The organism is Streptomyces sp. NPDC004284, assembly GCF_042874035.1.
In the GTDB taxonomy this organism is placed as follows: domain Bacteria; phylum Actinomycetota; class Actinomycetes; order Streptomycetales; family Streptomycetaceae; genus Streptomyces.
The window spans coordinates 972,406-988,004 of the sequence record NZ_JBIAMJ010000002.1 but is presented as its reverse complement, the minus strand read 5'-3'; the positions used below and the strand labels follow the sequence as shown (position 1 = coordinate 988,004).

The window sequence follows — 15,599 nt, the reverse complement described above, 5'->3', positions numbered from 1 at the left end:
GCGCACATCAGCGGGCCTCCGGGCTGCTGCGCGCAGTGCGGCGATCTCCGGTCGAGGCACGGCCGTGGTGCTCCTGGCTCTCGGTGCCGGGGGTGTCGGTCAGTCCAGCGGGCGGCAGAGGAGGGCGTCGGGGGCCCCGCCGTGCTGCCACTTCCAGGTGTAGGCGACGCCGGCGAGGTACTCGTCGTCGTCGCACTGGCCCTTGTAGTACCCGGGTGCCCAGTCGCTGGCGGTCGAGCCGCCCCACGCGGGCCGGTTGTCGCCGTGGTCGAACCAGAGCAGGCGGTTCGTGGTGGACAGCGGTGTGGCGGAGGGGGCGCAGAGCAGGGCGGCCATCGCGTTGCCGTGGACGCTGTAGCCGACGGCGAAGGTGTTCTTGGGGCATTCGAGCTTGTTGTAGCCGCTCGCCCAGTCGCCGTTCTTGACGTAGCGCTCGTCGATGACGGTGATCCACATGCTGTCGTCCTTGGCGAGCTCACCGTCGGCGTCGGTGCACAGGCCGCGGTTGTTGCTCCGGGCGAGGGCGACGAGCCGCTGGCCGTCGGGGCAGTTGCCTTTGCGGTTGCCGACGCTCCAGTCCGCCTGCCGGCGCATGGTGGCGGACAGGTTCTGGTCGCCGTAGTCGAGGTCGACCATGTTCCAGTGGTCGACCTCGGCGACCCGGCCGGTCTTGCCGGGGGCGTTGACCAGCTTGTTCCAGGCGGTGGCGCGCCAGTCACCGCCGTCGTTGACGCCCTGGCGGTTGCCTTCCTCGTCGTAGGAGGTCATCGCCCAGTTGTCGTTGATCTTGCCGTCGGTGCTCCAGCCGACCAGCGGCCAGACCGCGAAGTCGGTGTCGTTCTTCACCAGGATGTCCGTGAACCGGTTGAACCAGTCGATCTCCTTGGCGTCCGTCTGGCCGCGTCCGGCGGTGCCGAACTCGCTGACCCAGACCGGAGCGGTGAAGTGCTGGCCCTTCTCGGTGACGAACAGGGCCTGGTCGTTCACGACCCGGACGAGGTCTTCCGGGCTGAGGTCGCGGTAGCGCGGATCGTTGGTCTCGCCGTTCTGCCAGCCACCGGTCGCACCCGTGTGGTTGGGGCCGGTGAAGCCGTAGAAGTGGGCCGAGTAGACCAGCTTGCCCGATGCGACCAGCGTGTTGGACAGGTTGCGGACCGGGGTCAGCGTCGGTCGGCCGTGGGGGAACATGCCCTGCGGGATGCCCTGCCAGTTGATGCCCTCCATGATGATCAGCATGTCGGGGTCGGCTTCGAGGATCCGGTTGCCGGCCAGCTGGAAGGCGTTGTACAGGTCGTGCTCGTTTCCCCAGCCCCAGTTGGGGTCGTCGTTCCAGTCCCGGCGGACCTCGTTGCGCAGATCCGCGCCGACGACGCGCTTGTTCGCCTTGTAGCGGTCCACCAGGAACAGCCAGTTGTCGATCCACTGCTCGGTGGTCTGGCTCGTGTTCCAGCGCTCGTTGCCGTCCAGTCCGCAGCACCAGCGGTAGGTCGTGGTGTGGTTGTTGAGGATGACCGCGAACCCGTCGGCGGTCAGCGCGGCGACGACGGCGTCGAAGACCTGCAGCGGCGTCTTGCCCTTGAGCTGCGGGTTGGCGGCGACGGCGGAGTCGGGAACCACCGTGGTGTCGCGGATCATCGCGTCGGCGTACGGCAGCCGGATGGCGTTGAGGCCGAGCTCGTGGAAGTCGGCGAGAAGGTTCGCCATGGGGGTGCGGTCCAGGGCGAGCGGGATGTTGTTCGACTTCTGGTCCGCCTGGTGGTTCGCCGGGTCGGCGGCGTCGCCGCTCCCCTCCCAGGTGCCCTGGGCTCCGGACCAGTTGCCGGCCTTCAGCTTGAAGCGGTTGCCGTCGGCGTCGACGACGTACCGTCCACGGGTGCTCAGCGGCGCCCGCCAGGACTCCGCGAGCTGTTCCCCGGTGAGCACGGTGATGCCGTCGGTCGCGCCGGCGGCGGAAGCGGCGGCCGACGTCGTGCCGGGGGTCAGGCCGACGAGCAGTGCCGCTGCGGCCAGGGCGGCGGGCAGTGCCCGCGCCATGACCCTTCTGCTTCTGCCGACAGAAGCGCGGTTGTTCCCTCTCATGGTGCTGCCCTCCGAGGCGTGGAGTGTGAAGGAGGTGCTGCCGTCCCGGACCTGCCGTCCGGGGTCGAGAAGCCGAAAGCCGGTTCAGCCCTTGAGGCCGGTGCGGGCGACGCCGAGGACCGTTGCGCCCGGATGCCGTGCGAGGTCACGGAACTCCGGCTCCACCTTGAGGAGTTGGGCCGGAGCGGTGACCAACGGCCGTGCACGTTTCAGAAACACGGCGGCAACGTACCGGCAAATAAATAAGTTCGTCCAGTATTGATTTTCGCGGACCGGCGCCCCTACTCTCGGGTCACTTCCGGGCCTCTCCGGAGGCTTTGCCGACGACCACCCCTCCGCCCGCCGATCCGCACGCCCGACCGGCACCCTTCCGGGATCATTCACGCCTCGAACGTCCTCTTCCGTCTCGTCCGACCGCGCCCTGCCGGACCCGACCGACCTCGCGCGCGTCCGGATCTGACAGAACGTGGTCATTGCGGCCCTCGCGGTGGGGCGAAATGATCGGCGCATGCTCCCACCGCACAGGGTCGTCATCGCCGCCTTTCCCGGCGTCGAACTGCTCAACGTCACGGGTCCGGCCGAGGTGTTCTCGGTCGCCACCCGGGTCGCCGGCACCGGCGGGCCCCAGTACACGGTCCGCATCGCGACCGCCGGGGGCGAACCGGTGGCCACCGCCGGCGGGATCCGGCTGATGGCCGACCTGACGCTGGACGAGGTGCACGGCGACGTGGACACCCTCCTCGTCTCCGGCGCCGTCCGCGTGGACGACCACGGGGTGGAGCCGGTGCTCGACGGCGGGATGATCGACTGGCTGCGCGAAGCGGCACCCGGTGCCCACCGGGTGGGCTCCGTCTGCACGGGCGCGCATCTGCTGGCCGCGGCGGGCCTGTTGGACGGGCTTTCCGCCACCACGCACTGGCGGACGGCCGCACGGCTGGCCGCCGACCACCCGCGTGTCACCGTCGATCCGGACCCGATCTTCATCCGGGAGGGCCGCCTGTGGACCTGTGCCGGGATCGCCGCGGGAATGGACATGGCGCTGTCCATGGTCACCGAGGACCACGGGCCCGAACTCGCCCTCACCACCGCCCGCACGATGGTGATGTACGTCAAACGCGCCGGTGGACAGAGCCAGTTCAGCGTCCCGCTCGCGATACCGGCCGATCCCGGCGACCGGATCGACAGCCTGCGGATGTGGATCGGTGAGCACCTCGCCGAGGACCTCTCCGCCGAAGCCCTCGCCACGCGGCTGCACCTGAGCGTGCGCCACTTCTCCCGGCTGTTCCGCCGGCGCACCGGCACCACCCCGGCCGCCTACGTCGAATCCGTACGGCTGGAGGCCGCCCGCCGACTGCTCCAGGACAGCGGCCACGACCTGCCGGGGATCGCCGCCCTCAGCGGCCTCGGCTCCGTGGAGAGCCTGCACCGGTCGTTCCGGCGCCGTCTCGGCACCACCCCCGCCGCCTACCGGCGTCGCTTCCGCTAGGCCCGACACCCCCCGTACCCCGCCCGCCCGCGGACCACCGCGCGGCGGAAGACAGCCATGCCCGAGGAGAGCACCGTGTCCCCGACCAAGGTCGTCCCGATCCCCGTCATGGGTCGGCACCACATCAACGCCTACCTGCTGCTGGGCCGTCGGCCCGTCATCGTCGACGCGGGGACGCCCGGCAGCGGCCGAAGGATCTGTGAGCAGGTCGCCGCGCACGGCGTCGACCCCGCCGACGTGGCGCTGATCGTCGTCACGCACGGCCACATCGACCACTTCGGCTCCGCCGCCGAACTGCACCGCCTCACCGGGGCACCCGTGGCGGGACACATCGCGGACCTGGTTCCGTTCCGCACCGGACGGGTCCGCGAGCCCTACCTGCCCACCGGCCCGATGGGCCGCCTCATGGCCAGGAACAAGGAACTGCACGTCCAGGCCGAACCCTTCGAACCCGACGTGCCCGTGACCGGCGAGACCGACCTGGAGGAGTACGGGATCTCGGCACGCATCATGCCCACGCCCGGGCACACCGCCGGATCGGTCTCCGTCCTCACCGACCGGGGGGACCTCGTCGCCGGCGACCTGATCGCCAACTCCTTCTTCGGTCTCGTCCGCGGCCGGCCGGCCAATCCTCCCTTCCACGACGACCCGCTGCGCAACCTCGCCAGCCTGCGGGAGATGCTCGCGCTGAACCCCACCAGACTCCACGTCGGGCACGGCACCCCCCTCGCACCCGAACGCGTCCGCCGCTGGGCCTCCCGGGAACACCGGCGGCTGTCCCGGCTCGAAGCGGCCGGGCGGATCCGCGCCCGTGCGGAGGACGAGACGGTCTGACCGGGATCGCGCGGCGGTCAGGTCCTCGCCTGTTCGGTGATCCAGCGGGCGGCGAGCAGGCCGGAGGCGGCGGTCAGGGCGGCGGCAGCGATGACGGTGGCGTTCAGGCCCAGGAGATCGGCGAGGACACCGGCGACGAGGGCTCCGGCGGCGTAGCCGATGTCCCGCCAGAACCGGTAGGTGCCCAGGGCGTTGGCGCGCCAGGCGGGGTGGGCGTGGTCGGAGATGGAGGCGATCAGCGCCGGGTAGACCATGGCGGTGCCGAGGCCGAGGGCGACGGCGGAGGTGACGCCGGCCAGCAGCGGCCGGTCGAGGAGCGCCAGGGCCAGGAGGAATCCGACGGCCTGGACGAGCATCCCGTACACGATCAGGGGTTTGCGGCCGATGCGGTCGGCCAGGTGCCCGGTCGGGATCTGCCCGAGGCCCCAGAGGATGGGGTAGAGGCCCTTGATGAGGCCGACGGCGGCCAGCCCGAGTCCGTGGTCGGTGAAGAGGAGCGGGAAGACGCCCCAGGTCAGGCCGTCGTTGAGGTTGTTGACCAGACCTGCCTGGCTGGCGCCGCGCAGGGAGCGGTCGCGCCAGGAGGTGCGGGCGAAGGTGGCCCTGAGGCCGGTGTCCTCGCCGGCGGGAAGCGGCTTGGGGTGCTGGGCGAGTTCGAGGGCGACGTGGGCGGCGGTGTCCCGTACGACGAGGGCCAGGGCGAGGCCCGCGACGACGAAGACGACGCCGATGAGCTCCGGGACGGGGCGCAGGCCGTAGGCGGTGGCGAGGTAGCCGGTGAGCAGGGCGGTGACACCGACGGCGGTGTAGCCGGCGGCTTCGTTCAGGCCGGTGGCCAGTCCCCGGCGGGCGGGGCCGACGAGGTCGATCTTCATGTTGACGGTCATCGACCAGGTCAGCCCCTGGTTCAGGCCGAGCAGGACGTTGGCCGCGACGATCCAGCCCCACGAGGGCGCGTACGCGAGCGCGAAGGGGACGGGGATGCCGATCAGCCAGCCCGCCACGAGGAGTTGCTTGCGGCGGAAGCGGGCGGTCAGTGCCCCGGCGGCGAGGTTGGTGAGCGCCTTGGTGAGGCCGAAGGCGATGATGAACGAGAAGATCGCCAGGTCGCTGGTCAGGCCGAAGGTCTCGGAGCCGATGAGCGGCACGGTGGTGCGTTCCAGGCCCACCAGGCCGCCGACGCAGACGTTGACGATGACGAGCAGGGTGAACTGGAGCCGGTTCTCGCGCAGGCCGAGCCGTACGGGACGCCCGGAGCGGGTGGTCGGCGGGGTCGGGGACAGGGTCGTCTTCACGGGCGGGTGTCCTCCGTGCCCTGGACGAGCCGCAGGTCGTGGGCGGCGGCGTAGTCGGCGGGTCCGCCGTGGAGGACGGTGACGTCCGTGTGGCCGGCGCGTTCGAGGAGGCTGGCCGCGGTCATGGCGCGCTCGCCGTGCCGGCAGGCCACGACGGCGCCCTCGGGAACCTCCGCGGCGACGCGGGCGAGGCCGCCGAGTTCGATGTGGACCGCGCCGGGAACGTGTCCGGCGGCGAACTCCGCCTCCTGTCGCACGTCGAGGTACGGGCGTCCGTCCGCCCGGTCTGCGGGGACGAACGCCGTGGTGGCCTGCCGGTGGCCGGCGGCCGTCCAGGCGTGCATGCCGCCGTCGAGGAGACCGGCGAGGCGCTCGTAGCCGATCTTGTACGCCTGCCAAACGAGCTCGCTCAGGTCCTGGCCGTCGCCGGTGACGAAGGCGAGCGGGGCGGTGTCGGGCAGGAGCCAGCCGAGCCAGGTGGCGAACTGGCCGCGCAGCGGGTCGGAGAGGGATCCGGGGATGTGGCCGGCCGCGTACTCCGCGGCGGGGCGTACGTCGACGACGTGTCCGCCGTCGGCCATGAGCGCGCGGACCCGCGCGACGGACAGGGCGGGCAGCCGCGGGGTGGCCGTCAGGACCTCGGGGCCCTTCCGGTTGATCGCGGCGAGCCGGTCGAAGTAGGCGGGATAGGTCCCCGGGCTCGCGGTGAGCCGGCGGACGAACGTGTCCTCGTCGGGTGCGGCGAGCAGCGGGTTGGCCCGCTTCTGGGCGCCGACCGTGGTCGTGCGTTCGGCGCCCGGCGGGGCGGAGCAGAAGGACCCGGCACCGTGCGTGGGCCACACGGCCGTCTCGTCCGGCAGGGCGGCCAGCCGCTTGAGGGAGTGGTACTGGGCCCGGGCCAGCTCCTCCGTGCGATCGGCGCCGAGGAGGTCGGTGCGGGCGGCGGAGTTCACGATCAGCGAGCCGCCGGTGAACACCCCGAGCTCGCGGGCGCCGTCGAGGAGCAGGAAGGAGAGGTGCTCGTCGGTGTGCCCGGGGGTGGCCAGGGCGCGCAGCGTCAGCCCGCCGAGGCCGACCTCGTCGCCGTCGCCCAGGCCCCGGTGGGCGAAGGCGCGGCGTCCGGCCGCGGAGGCGAGCACGGTGGCGCCGGTGTCGTGACGGAGCTGGACGGCGCCCGAGAGGAAGTCGGCGTGCAGATGCGTGTCGGCCGCGTAGGCGACCGTGAGACCGCGCCGCCGCGCCGCCTCGCGCAGGGCGCGCAGGTCGCGGCTCGCGTCGACGGCCAGGGCGCGGCCGTCGCCCAGGTCGACGAGGTAGGCACTGTTGCCCAGGCCCTGGTCGACCAGCGGCACCAAGTGGTCGTCGGCGAAGCCCATCACATGTCCTTCCACGGGAACGGCCGAGGGGGCGGTCACCCGCCCGAACCTCAATTACAATAATCCATGGATTTATGGAGGAAGCAATGCGGGATGCCACCACGGGCGGCGCGAAGGCCGCCCTCTACGACGCGTTCGCGGCCAGCGGCAAGGCGCTGGCCAGCGGAAAGCGTCTGGAGCTGCTCGATCTGCTCGCCCAGGGCGAGCGCACCGTCGACGCGCTGGCCAAAGCCTCCGGGCTGAACCTGACGACGGCCTCGGCCCATCTGCAGACCCTCAAACAGGCCGGCTTCGTCGCCACCCGCCGCGAGGGCGTCCGCATCCACTACCGGCTCGCCGGCGACGACGTCGCCCGGCTCTTCGCGCTGCTGCGCAAGGTCGCCGAGACCCATCAGGCGGGCGTCCCCGCCGCCCGCGACGCCTACCTCGGCGAGGACACCGCGACGGGGATGACCCGCGAAGAGCTGCACACCCGCGCGGCGGCCGGGGACGTCGTCGTGCTCGACGTACGGCCCGTGGAGGAGTACCTGGCCGGGCACATCCCCGGCGCGCTCTCCCTCCCCGTCGACGACCTGGCCGACCGGATCAACGAACTTCCCGAGGACACCGAGATCGTCGTCTACTGCCGCGGCGAGTACTGCGTCCTCGCCCACGACGCGGTACGACTGCTCACCGACCTCGGCCGCCGGGCCGTCCGCCTCGACGACGGCATGCTGGAGTGGCGCCTGTCGGAACTGCCCGTCGAGACGACGAGCCGGACGTGACCACCCCGCCGGCGCGCCCGGGGCGGGTCCGGGCCCGAGCCCTCCGGCCGGTACCGGAAGGGGGCCGTCCGGCCCTCCCTCCGCCTCCGGGGCGAAGCGGAGACTGGACGCGGACGAGTGGGCTCCGCCGAGCGCCAGGGAGGACGTCATGCCTGCTTCGCACTACACCGTCGGCGATGTCATGACCCGTACCGCCATCGCGATCGGCCGTGACGCGCCGTACAAGGAGATCGTCACGCTCATGGCCGAGTGGAAGGTGAGCGCCCTCCCCGTCCTCGAAGGGGAGGGACGCGTCGTCGGAGTCGTGTCGGAGGCGGATCTGCTGCCGAAGGAGGAGTTCCGGCTCGACGAGCCGCGCCCGGACGAACTCGCCGTCTCGGTCAAGGCCGGGGCCCTGCGGGCCGGGGAACTCATGTCGAGCCCGGCCGTCACCGTCCACCCCGACGCCACCCTCGCGGAGGCGGCACGGATCATGGCCACGCGGAGGGTGAAGCGGCTGCCGGTGGTCGACCGCGTCGGGATGCTGGAGGGCGTCGTCAGCCGGAGCGACCTGCTCAAGGTGTTCCTCCGCGCGGACGTCGAGATCGAGGAGGAGATCCGCCGTTCCGTCCTCGGCGAGTCCGCCGCCCCGGCGGGGCTGGACGTCTCCGTGCGGGAAGGCGTGGCCACCCTTCGCGGTCCGCTCGCCGACCGTTCGCTGGTGCCGCTGCTCGCCCGCGCGGTGCGGGCCGTGGAGGGCGTCGTCGACGTCCGGATGGATCTCGGTGCCCCTGCGGGCGCTTCATGACGGACAATCCTTGTGAGGACGGATAGCAGCTCACCGACCGCAGGGATCGCCATGTCCGATCTGCCGACAGCCGCCGCACCGACACGGGTCTTCCTCGTGGACGACCACGAGGTCGTCCGCCGGGGGCTCCACGACCTCATCGACGACGAGCCGGACATGGAGGTCGTCGGGGAGGCGTCGACAGCCGACCAGGCCTTGGCGCGCGGGCCCGCGCTGCGTCCGGACGTCGCCGTTCTCGACGTACGGCTGCCCGACGGCGACGGGATCTCCCTGTGCCGGGAGCTGCGCTCGCGCATGCCCGGTCTGGCCTGCCTGATGCTGACCTCCTTCGACGACGAGGACGCCCTGCTCGACGCGATCATGGCGGGAGCGTCGGGTTACGTGCTCAAGCAGATCAAGGGGTCGGACCTGGTGTCGGCGGTACGGACCGTGGCCACGGGGCAGTCGATGCTCGATCCCGCCACCACCGCCCGGCTGATGCACTCCCTGCGGGAGCCCGAGGCGGCTAAGCCGCTGGAGGACGAACGTCTCGCGGTGCTGTCCGAACGGGAGCGGTCCGTGCTCGACCTCATCGGCGAGGGGCTCACCAACCGGCAGATCGCCAAGCGGCTCTACCTGTCGGAGAAGACCGTCAAGAACCACATCTCCCGGCTGCTCGGCAAGCTCGGCGTGGAACGCCGCGTGCAGGCCGCCGTCATCGCCGCGCAGGCGCACGAGCACGGCTCCGAGGAGAAGTAGGGGGCCTCACTCCCGCTCGTCCGGGAGCGGGATCCGCCACTCCAGCGCCGTGCCGCCGCTCGGCTCCGCTCCCGTGCGGACCGACAGGGTGCCGCCCAGCCGCTCGGCCCTTTCGGAGAGGTTCCGCAGTCCGCTGCGGGCACCGCCCTGCGGGATGCCGATGCCGTCGTCGCTCACCGTCACCGCCAGCACGCCCTCCTCGACGACGACCGACACCTCCGCCCTGCGGGCCCGCGCGTGCCGGGCCACGTTGGTGAGGGCCTCGCCGATGACCGCGATCACCTCCTCGGCCACCTCACGGGGCACGTCCGTGTCGAGGAGACCCTCCATCCGCAGGGCCGGCGCGAACCCGAGCGTGGTCGCGGCCTCGTCGACCGCTTTGACCACACGGTTCCTGAGCTTCGGGGCTTCGGAGGGCTCGTGCTCCCGGAGGCCGAAGATGGTCGACCGGATGATCTTGATGGTGGCGTCCAGGTCGTCGATCGCCCGGGTCAGCCGGTCCACGGCCTCCGGGTGCTCGACGAACCGGCGGGCGCTCTGCAGCGTCATGCCGGTGGCGAACAGACGCTGGATCGCGAGGTCGTGGAGGTCACGGGCGATCCGGTCGCGATCCTCCAGCAGGCTCACCTGCTCGGCGTCGCGGCGCCGGCCGGACAGTTCGAGCGCGAGGGCGGACTGTCCCGCGAATCCGGGGAGAGCGGTGATCTCCAGGCCGGTGAACGGGGGCCGCCCGCGCCTGCGCGCGAGGATCAGCACCCCGCTCAGCCGTTCCTTGGTGCCGACCGTGACGGCCACCGCCGGCCCGAATCCCTTCCAGCGTTCGGGCTGCACCCTGATGCGCGGCTCGTTCTCGACGTCGGCGACCGTGAGCAGGCCCTCCTGCGCGAGGGCGGCCTCGGCCAGGGTGCCTTCGCTGGTCGGCAGGACGACGCCCCTGTGGGCCTCGGCCCCCTCGCCGCGGGCGAGCGAGCCCCGCAGTTCACCGCCGGCACCCACCAGGTAGAACACCCCCATGTCGGCGGCCGCGATGCCCACGGCCCGCTCCAGCATCCCGTCGAGCACCTCGGTCTCCTCCGCGCCGGACAGAAGGGCGCTGGTCAGGTCGGAGCTCGCGGCGAGCCACCGCTGACGGAGGCGGCCCTCCTCGTAGAGGCGGGCGTTCTCGATGGCGATGCCGGCCGCGACCGCCAGGGTCGTCACGACCACCTCGTCCTCGGCGTCGAACGCGGCGCCTCCGCGCTTCTCGGTGAGGTAGAGGTTGCCGAAGACCTCGTCACGGACCCGGATGGGCACGCCGAGGAAGGTGTGCATCGGCGGGTGGTGCCGGGGGAACCCGTACGAGGCGGGATGCTCGGACAGCTCGGACAGCCGCAGCGGTTCGGGGTTGCGGATCAGCTCGCCGAGCAGCCCGTGCCCGGAGGGCAGGTCGCCGATCCGCGCCCGCAGGTCGTCCCCGATGCCGACGGGGAGGAACTCCGCGAGCCTTTCGTCGTCCCCGATCACGCCCAGAGCGCCGTACTCGGCGTCCACGAGGGCGACGGCCGCCTCCACGATGCCCCGGAGCACCTGGGGCAGGTCGAGTTCCCTGCCCACGGACATGACGGCTTCCAGCAGCCCTCTGAGCCGGTCCCTGGTGCCCCGCACCTCGTCGATGCGTGCCTGGAGCTCGTCGAGCAGCTCGTCGAGTCGCAGCCTCGGAAGCCTGCTGTCCGCCTCCGCCGACCCCTCCTGCTCCATCGTCACCTCCGGGCACGTCGAGCACACGGTCCTCGCCCGACGGGCGCATATTCACGGTAGTTGCCGTGCCCTCGTCGCTCCAGCCGGATCCGTCCCGCGGAAGGCGGCGCGGACGAGTCGCGCGGCGAGGAATCCCGCGGGGGCAGCGGCCCATGCGATCCCGACGCCCGCCCAGCCGAGCGGCTCGGTCTCCAGGACCGAGTTCAGGAAGGGCACGTACAGCGCCGCCATGGCCAGCAGGGCGGAGGCGAGGACGGACAGGGGGAGGAACGGGTTCTCTCGGGTGAACAGCCGGCCGCGGAGTCCCAGGACGACCCCCAGCTGTGCGGCGAGGAGAGCGAGGAAGAGGACGCTCTGCCAGGCGAGGCCGAGTGCGCGGGCGCCGAGTCCCGCACCGAGGGAGGCTGCCGTGACGACCGCCGCCGACACGAGCAGGCGCTGCCAGGCACCGCCGCCGAGGATGTGCTGCTCCGGCGGGCGGGGCGGTCGTCGCATCACTCCCGGGGAGGCCGGTTCGGCGCCCATGGCGACACCGGTGAGGCCGTGCGTCAGGAGGTTGATCCACAGGATCTGCCCCGCCAGGAGGGGCAGGGGCAGTCCCAGTGCGGGGCCGGTCAGCATGACGAGGATCTCGGCCGCGCCGCCGGACATCCCGTAGACGAGGAAGCGGCGGATGTTGTCGTAGATGCGGCGTCCCTCCTCGACGGCCACCACGACCGTCGACAGCTCGTCGTCGGTGAGGACGAGGTCGGCGGCCTGGCGCGCGACCTCCGTGCCGCGTGTGCCCATCGCGACGCCGATGTCGGCGCGGCGCAGGGCGGGGCCGTCGTTGACCCCGTCACCGGTCATCGCGGTCACCGCTCCCCCGGCGCGCCACGCCTCCACGATGTCCAGCTTCTGCTGGGGGTCCGTACGGGCGAAGACCCGCACCGAGGTGAGGTCGGCGACCCGTCCCGCGGCCACGTCCGCCCCCGTGACGACATGGCCCTCCGTCTCGCCGGCGTCGCCCAGGAGCGCGATGCGGGACGCCACCGCCCGAGCCGTCGCCGGGTGGTCCCCGGTGATGAGCACGGGAGTGATGCCGGCCGCGCGGCAGGAGGCGAGGGTGGCGGCGGCATGCGGCTTGGGCGGGTCGCTGAGCGCGACGAGGCCGAGGAGCGCGAGCCCCGTCTCCGCCTCGGCGACCGGGCTCGGGAGGTCGTCGCGCACGCCCGACGCCACGGCGAGCACGCGGTGTCCCCGGGCGGCCAGGCGCGCGGCCTCGTGGCGGGCCGCCGCGAGCGCGTCCGGGGCATCGAGCAGGACGGCCGGGTCGAGGACGGCCTCGGGGGCGCCCTTCATGCAGACGAGCACCCCGCCCCCGCCGGTCTCGTGGAGCGTCGTCATGCGTCTGCGGAGGCTGTCGAAGGGCGCTTCTCCGAGCCGGGGCCGGATCGCCGACAGTTCCGCCGGCTCCGGGCAGCCCGTCTTGGCCGCGGCCGTCAGCAGGGCGGCTTCCATGGGGTCGCCCAAGGCCGTCCAGCGGGCTTCGGACGCCGTGCCGTCCGCCGGACGCAGCGTGGCGTCGTTGCAGAGGGCGGTCACCGTCAGCAGCTCGCGCAGCGGCTCCAGCTCGTCCGCCTCCGCCGGCCTCCCGTCGACCAGGACCTCGCCCACGGGCTCGTACCCCACGCCCGAGAGCTCGGCGCTCACCCGCGGCGTCCAGACGTGCTGGACGACCATGCGGCCCTCGGTCAGGGTGCCGGTCTTGTCGGTGGCGAGGACGGACACCGAGCCGAGCGTCTCGACCGCGGGCAGCCGCCGCACCAGGGCGTGCCGGGTGGCCATGCGCCGGGCCCCGAGCGCGAGTGCCAGGGTGACGACGGCGGGAAGGGACTCGGGGACCGCCGCCACGGCCAGGCTGATGGCGGTGACGGCCATCGTGCCGGGCGGGAGGCCCCGCACCAGTCCGAGGGCGAAGACCAGCACGCACAGGGCGAGCGTCACGGCCGCGAGGACGCGCCCGAGGGCGGCGAGGCGCCGCTGCAGCGGGGTCGGCTCGCGATGTCCGTCGAGAAGGGCCGCGATCCGGCCGAGCGCACTGGACGCCCCGGTCGCCGTGACCACGGCCACGCCCCGGCCCCGGACGACGACCGTGCCCGCGCTCAGCCCCGTACCGGGATCCTTGTCGACGGGCACGGACTCCCCCGTCAGCATGGACTCGTCCACCAGTAGGGCGGACGCCTCGGCGAGCTCGGCGTCGGCGGCGACGATGTCGCCCTCGCCGACCAGGAGGACGTCGCCCGGGACGACCTCCGCCGCCGGGAGGTCGCGGACGGCGCCGTCGCGCCGCACGCGCGCGTGCGGCGCGGTGAGGGCCGAGAGCGCGGCGACGGCGTCGTCGGCGCGGATCTCCTGCACCACCCCGACGGTCGTGTTCACGAGGACGACCAGCCCGATGACGACCGCGTCGGGATGGTCGCCGATCGCGAGGGTCAGTGCGGCGGCCCCGAGGAGCACCATGATCAGCGGGTCGGTCAGCTGGGCCAGGACCCGCTTGCGCAGCCGTACGGGCCGGCTCGCGGTCACCTCGTTGGGGCCTGTGCCGGCGAGCCGCCGGGCGGCCTCCTCCTGGGTGAGGCCCGTCGTCTCCCGCACCGGTACGGGCGTCCGGTCCGCTGCCGTCCCCTTCATGGCCCGCTCACCCCGCGGGTACGGTGATCACCGGGCAGTGGGCGCGGTGCAGCAGCCCGTGGACGGTGGAACCGACCCGCATCCCTGTGTAGCCGCCCCGGCCCCGACGGCCCACGACCACCGCCAGGGCGTGCTCGGCGGCGTCCGCGAGCCTCTCGACGGGGGAGCCGATGAGCACCTCGTGGGTGAGCCGGACGTCGGGACACCTCTCCGCCCAGCCCGCGGTGGTCTCCGAGAGCAGACGGCGTTCGGCGTGCAACAGCGTGTCGTCGCCGTGCGGGGAGAAGACGGGCGGTTGCCAGACCGCGATGGCCCGCAGGGCGCAGCGCCGGAGGTCCGCCTCCTCGAAGGCCCAGGCCAGGGCGGCCCGTGAGGACTCGCTGCCGTCGACGCCGACCACGAGGTGGGGCGTCTCCTGGGTGATGTGTTCCGCGTCGCCCACGACGACCACCGGGCAGCGCGCCTTCGCGGTGACCGGGACGACCAGGGAGCCGGCGCTCAGGAACTCCTCGGTACGGCTGAGGTGCCGGGAGCCCAGCACGACCAGGTCCGCCTCGTGCGACAGGCCGGCCAGGACCGCTGCCGGGGAGCCGTCGAGGAGGACGGAGCCGGCCTCGACGGCCGGTCGCCGGGCGTGCGCCCAGGCGAGGGCCGTACGCAGGGCTTCCGTGCCGGCCTCCCGCCGTGCCGGGTGACGAGGGGGATCGTGCTGCGGGGGCACCGCGACGACGAGGCGCAGTCCCAGCCCTCGCAGGTGAGCCTCGTCCACCGCCCAGGCGAGGGCCAGGCGCCAGTTCCTGACCGGGTCGATGCCGACGACGATGTCATGGCGGTCCGTGGCGCGTGTCATGGCGTTCTCCCGTGTCCGGGCCCCTGCCGGGGGATGAGCTCCACGGGGCAGTGGGCGTGCTGCAGCAGGCCGAGCGTGGTCCGCCCGAGGGTGGGGCCGAGACAGCCGGGCGTCCGGCGGCCTCCGGCGACGACGAGGTCCGCGTGGTGCGACGCGTCGACGAGGGCTCCCGGCACGGTGTGGCTCTTCCGGCCCTCGGCGTGCACGATCAGGTCCGGGAACTCCTCCCGGATCCGGTCGGAGATCTCGGCCGGCCCGCGTACGTGCTCGCGGGCGATCTCCTCGCCGCCGTCGCGCGGCACCGTCCGCGAGCCGGCGGACGGTCCCACGGCCCAGATGTGCAGGAGTCGCAGGGGCACCTTGCGCAGCAGGGCCTCGCGTGCCGCCGCACGGGCACAGCCCACGTCGGTCTCGTCCCGTACCGCTGCCAGGACGGCACCCGCCTCGGCGGTCCCGACGGCTCCGCGGACCACCACCACGGGCGTGGTCGCGGCAGCCGCCGCTTCGAGGGCGACCGAGCCGAGCAGCAGGGCGGAGAACCCTCCGAGGCCCCGGTGTCCGACGACGATCGTGCCGGTCGGGGCGGCGGCCCGCCGCAGGCTGCCGGGGGCCGCGCCGTCCGTGAGTTCCGTGACGACGGTCAGCCCGGGGTGGCGCGCCGTGATCGCCCCGGCGGTCCGGTCGAGCAGTTCCCGCCCCGCCCTCCGGCTCCTGACGATCTCCTCCCGGGGCGGGAACGGGGCCGGTGCGTCCGTGTCCGCCGCGTGGACGAGGCAGAGCGTGCTGCCCCGCAGGGCCGCCTCCGCCGCCGCCCACATCGCCGCCGCGCGCGCGAACAGCGATCCGTCGACGCCGACGACGACCCTGCCGGGGCCGGGACGGGCCGTGGTTCCGTCCATGGCTCCTCCTCGCACGGTCCGGGGGACTCGCTCTTCACCCTGGCATCCGGTGCCGGGGCGGCCGGAGGGCCGCTGGGGCCA

General features: G+C 73.1%; 13 protein-coding genes. 5 read left to right on the top strand and 8 right to left on the bottom strand.

Annotation, left to right across the window (positions count from 1 at the left end):
* Window positions 1–99: 99 nt before the first annotated feature.
* Window positions 100–2,034 carry a glycoside hydrolase family 5 protein gene (locus ACFYUS_RS09585; RefSeq protein ID WP_388847685.1) on the bottom strand — a complete coding sequence of 645 codons (1,935 nt, stop codon included), beginning with the start codon at window positions 2,032–2,034 and terminating at the stop codon, window positions 100–102.
* 129 nt (window positions 2,035–2,163) lie between these two features.
* Window positions 2,164–2,298: a hypothetical protein gene (locus tag ACFYUS_RS09580; RefSeq protein ID WP_388847683.1), complete on the bottom strand. Its 135-nt coding sequence runs from the start codon at window positions 2,296–2,298 to the stop codon at window positions 2,164–2,166.
* A 289-nt stretch (window positions 2,299–2,587) separates the two neighbouring features.
* Between ACFYUS_RS09580 and ACFYUS_RS09575 the strand changes: the two genes are divergently transcribed.
* Together ACFYUS_RS09575 and ACFYUS_RS09570 are read left to right on the top strand one after the other, a co-directional pair.
* Entirely contained in the window at window positions 2,588–3,565 is a 978-nt protein-coding gene (locus ACFYUS_RS09575; protein ID WP_388847681.1) for a GlxA family transcriptional regulator, read from the top strand.
* A 75-nt stretch (window positions 3,566–3,640) separates the two neighbouring features.
* Window positions 3,641–4,399 (top strand): MBL fold metallo-hydrolase, encoded by a 759-nt coding sequence (locus ACFYUS_RS09570; RefSeq protein ID WP_388847679.1) that lies wholly within the window; start codon window positions 3,641–3,643, stop codon window positions 4,397–4,399.
* A 17-nt stretch (window positions 4,400–4,416) separates the two neighbouring features.
* Here ACFYUS_RS09570 and ACFYUS_RS09565 read toward each other — a convergent pair whose 3' ends face one another.
* Both ACFYUS_RS09565 and ACFYUS_RS09560 read right to left on the bottom strand, forming a co-directional pair.
* A complete protein-coding gene (locus tag ACFYUS_RS09565) occupies window positions 4,417–5,694 on the bottom strand; it encodes an MFS transporter (protein WP_388847677.1) in 1,278 nt (425 codons plus the stop codon).
* Window positions 5,691–7,109: a rhodanese-like domain-containing protein gene (locus ACFYUS_RS09560; protein ID WP_388847675.1), complete on the bottom strand. Its 1,419-nt coding sequence runs from the start codon at window positions 7,107–7,109 to the stop codon at window positions 5,691–5,693. Before ACFYUS_RS09560 ends, ACFYUS_RS09565 begins: the two co-directional genes overlap by 4 nt.
* Before the next feature lie 47 nt (window positions 7,110–7,156).
* Between ACFYUS_RS09560 and ACFYUS_RS09555 the strand changes: the two genes are divergently transcribed.
* From ACFYUS_RS09555 to ACFYUS_RS09545, 3 genes are all read left to right on the top strand, one after another.
* Entirely contained in the window at window positions 7,157–7,834 is a 678-nt protein-coding gene (locus tag ACFYUS_RS09555) for an ArsR/SmtB family transcription factor (RefSeq protein WP_388847673.1), read from the top strand.
* A gap of 148 nt (window positions 7,835–7,982) precedes the next feature.
* Entirely contained in the window at window positions 7,983–8,621 is a 639-nt protein-coding gene (locus ACFYUS_RS09550; RefSeq protein ID WP_388847670.1) for a CBS domain-containing protein, read from the top strand.
* A gap of 51 nt (window positions 8,622–8,672) precedes the next feature.
* A complete protein-coding gene (locus ACFYUS_RS09545) occupies window positions 8,673–9,359 on the top strand; it encodes a response regulator (RefSeq protein ID WP_388847668.1) in 687 nt (228 codons plus the stop codon).
* 6 nt (window positions 9,360–9,365) lie between these two features.
* Here ACFYUS_RS09545 and ACFYUS_RS09540 read toward each other — a convergent pair whose 3' ends face one another.
* Genes ACFYUS_RS09540 through ACFYUS_RS09525 form a run of 4 tightly spaced genes read right to left on the bottom strand, consistent with a single transcriptional unit; the run spans window position 9,366 to window position 15,518 of the window.
* Window positions 9,366–11,096: a GAF domain-containing sensor histidine kinase gene (locus ACFYUS_RS09540; protein ID WP_388847666.1), complete on the bottom strand. Its 1,731-nt coding sequence runs from the start codon at window positions 11,094–11,096 to the stop codon at window positions 9,366–9,368.
* Window positions 11,097–11,147: 51 nt separating this feature from the next.
* Window positions 11,148–13,769, bottom strand: coding sequence for a cation-translocating P-type ATPase (locus ACFYUS_RS09535; protein WP_388847664.1), 2,622 nt, complete (start codon window positions 13,767–13,769; stop codon window positions 11,148–11,150).
* Between the two features lie 7 nt (window positions 13,770–13,776).
* Window positions 13,777–14,619, bottom strand: a complete 843-nt coding sequence (locus tag ACFYUS_RS09530; protein WP_388847662.1) for a universal stress protein — start codon at window positions 14,617–14,619, stop codon at window positions 13,777–13,779.
* Window positions 14,616–15,518 carry a universal stress protein gene (locus tag ACFYUS_RS09525; protein ID WP_388847660.1) on the bottom strand — a complete coding sequence of 301 codons (903 nt, stop codon included), beginning with the start codon at window positions 15,516–15,518 and terminating at the stop codon, window positions 14,616–14,618. The genes ACFYUS_RS09530 and ACFYUS_RS09525 overlap by 4 nt, the downstream gene beginning before the upstream one ends.
* Between the last annotated feature and the right edge of the window lie 81 nt (window positions 15,519–15,599).

Excerpts from the sequence above, each read along its gene's own strand:
- ACFYUS_RS09585 (WP_388847685.1), bottom strand. The coding sequence starts at position 2,034 with ATGGCGCGGGCACTGCCCGCCGCCCTGGCCGCAGCGGCACTGCTCGTC.
- ACFYUS_RS09555 (WP_388847673.1), top strand. The coding sequence starts at position 7,157 with ATGCGGGATGCCACCACGGGCGGCGCGAAGGCCGCCCTCTACGACGCG.
- ACFYUS_RS09575 (WP_388847681.1), top strand. The coding sequence starts at position 2,588 with ATGCTCCCACCGCACAGGGTCGTCATCGCCGCCTTTCCCGGCGTCGAA.
- ACFYUS_RS09530 (WP_388847662.1), bottom strand. The coding sequence starts at position 14,619 with ATGACACGCGCCACGGACCGCCATGACATCGTCGTCGGCATCGACCCG.
- ACFYUS_RS09535 (WP_388847664.1), bottom strand. The coding sequence starts at position 13,769 with ATGAAGGGGACGGCAGCGGACCGGACGCCCGTACCGGTGCGGGAGACG.
- ACFYUS_RS09540 (WP_388847666.1), bottom strand. The coding sequence starts at position 11,096 with ATGGAGCAGGAGGGGTCGGCGGAGGCGGACAGCAGGCTTCCGAGGCTG.
- ACFYUS_RS09550 (WP_388847670.1), top strand. The coding sequence starts at position 7,983 with ATGCCTGCTTCGCACTACACCGTCGGCGATGTCATGACCCGTACCGCC.
- ACFYUS_RS09525 (WP_388847660.1), bottom strand. The coding sequence starts at position 15,518 with ATGGACGGAACCACGGCCCGTCCCGGCCCCGGCAGGGTCGTCGTCGGC.
- ACFYUS_RS09545 (WP_388847668.1), top strand. The coding sequence starts at position 8,673 with ATGTCCGATCTGCCGACAGCCGCCGCACCGACACGGGTCTTCCTCGTG.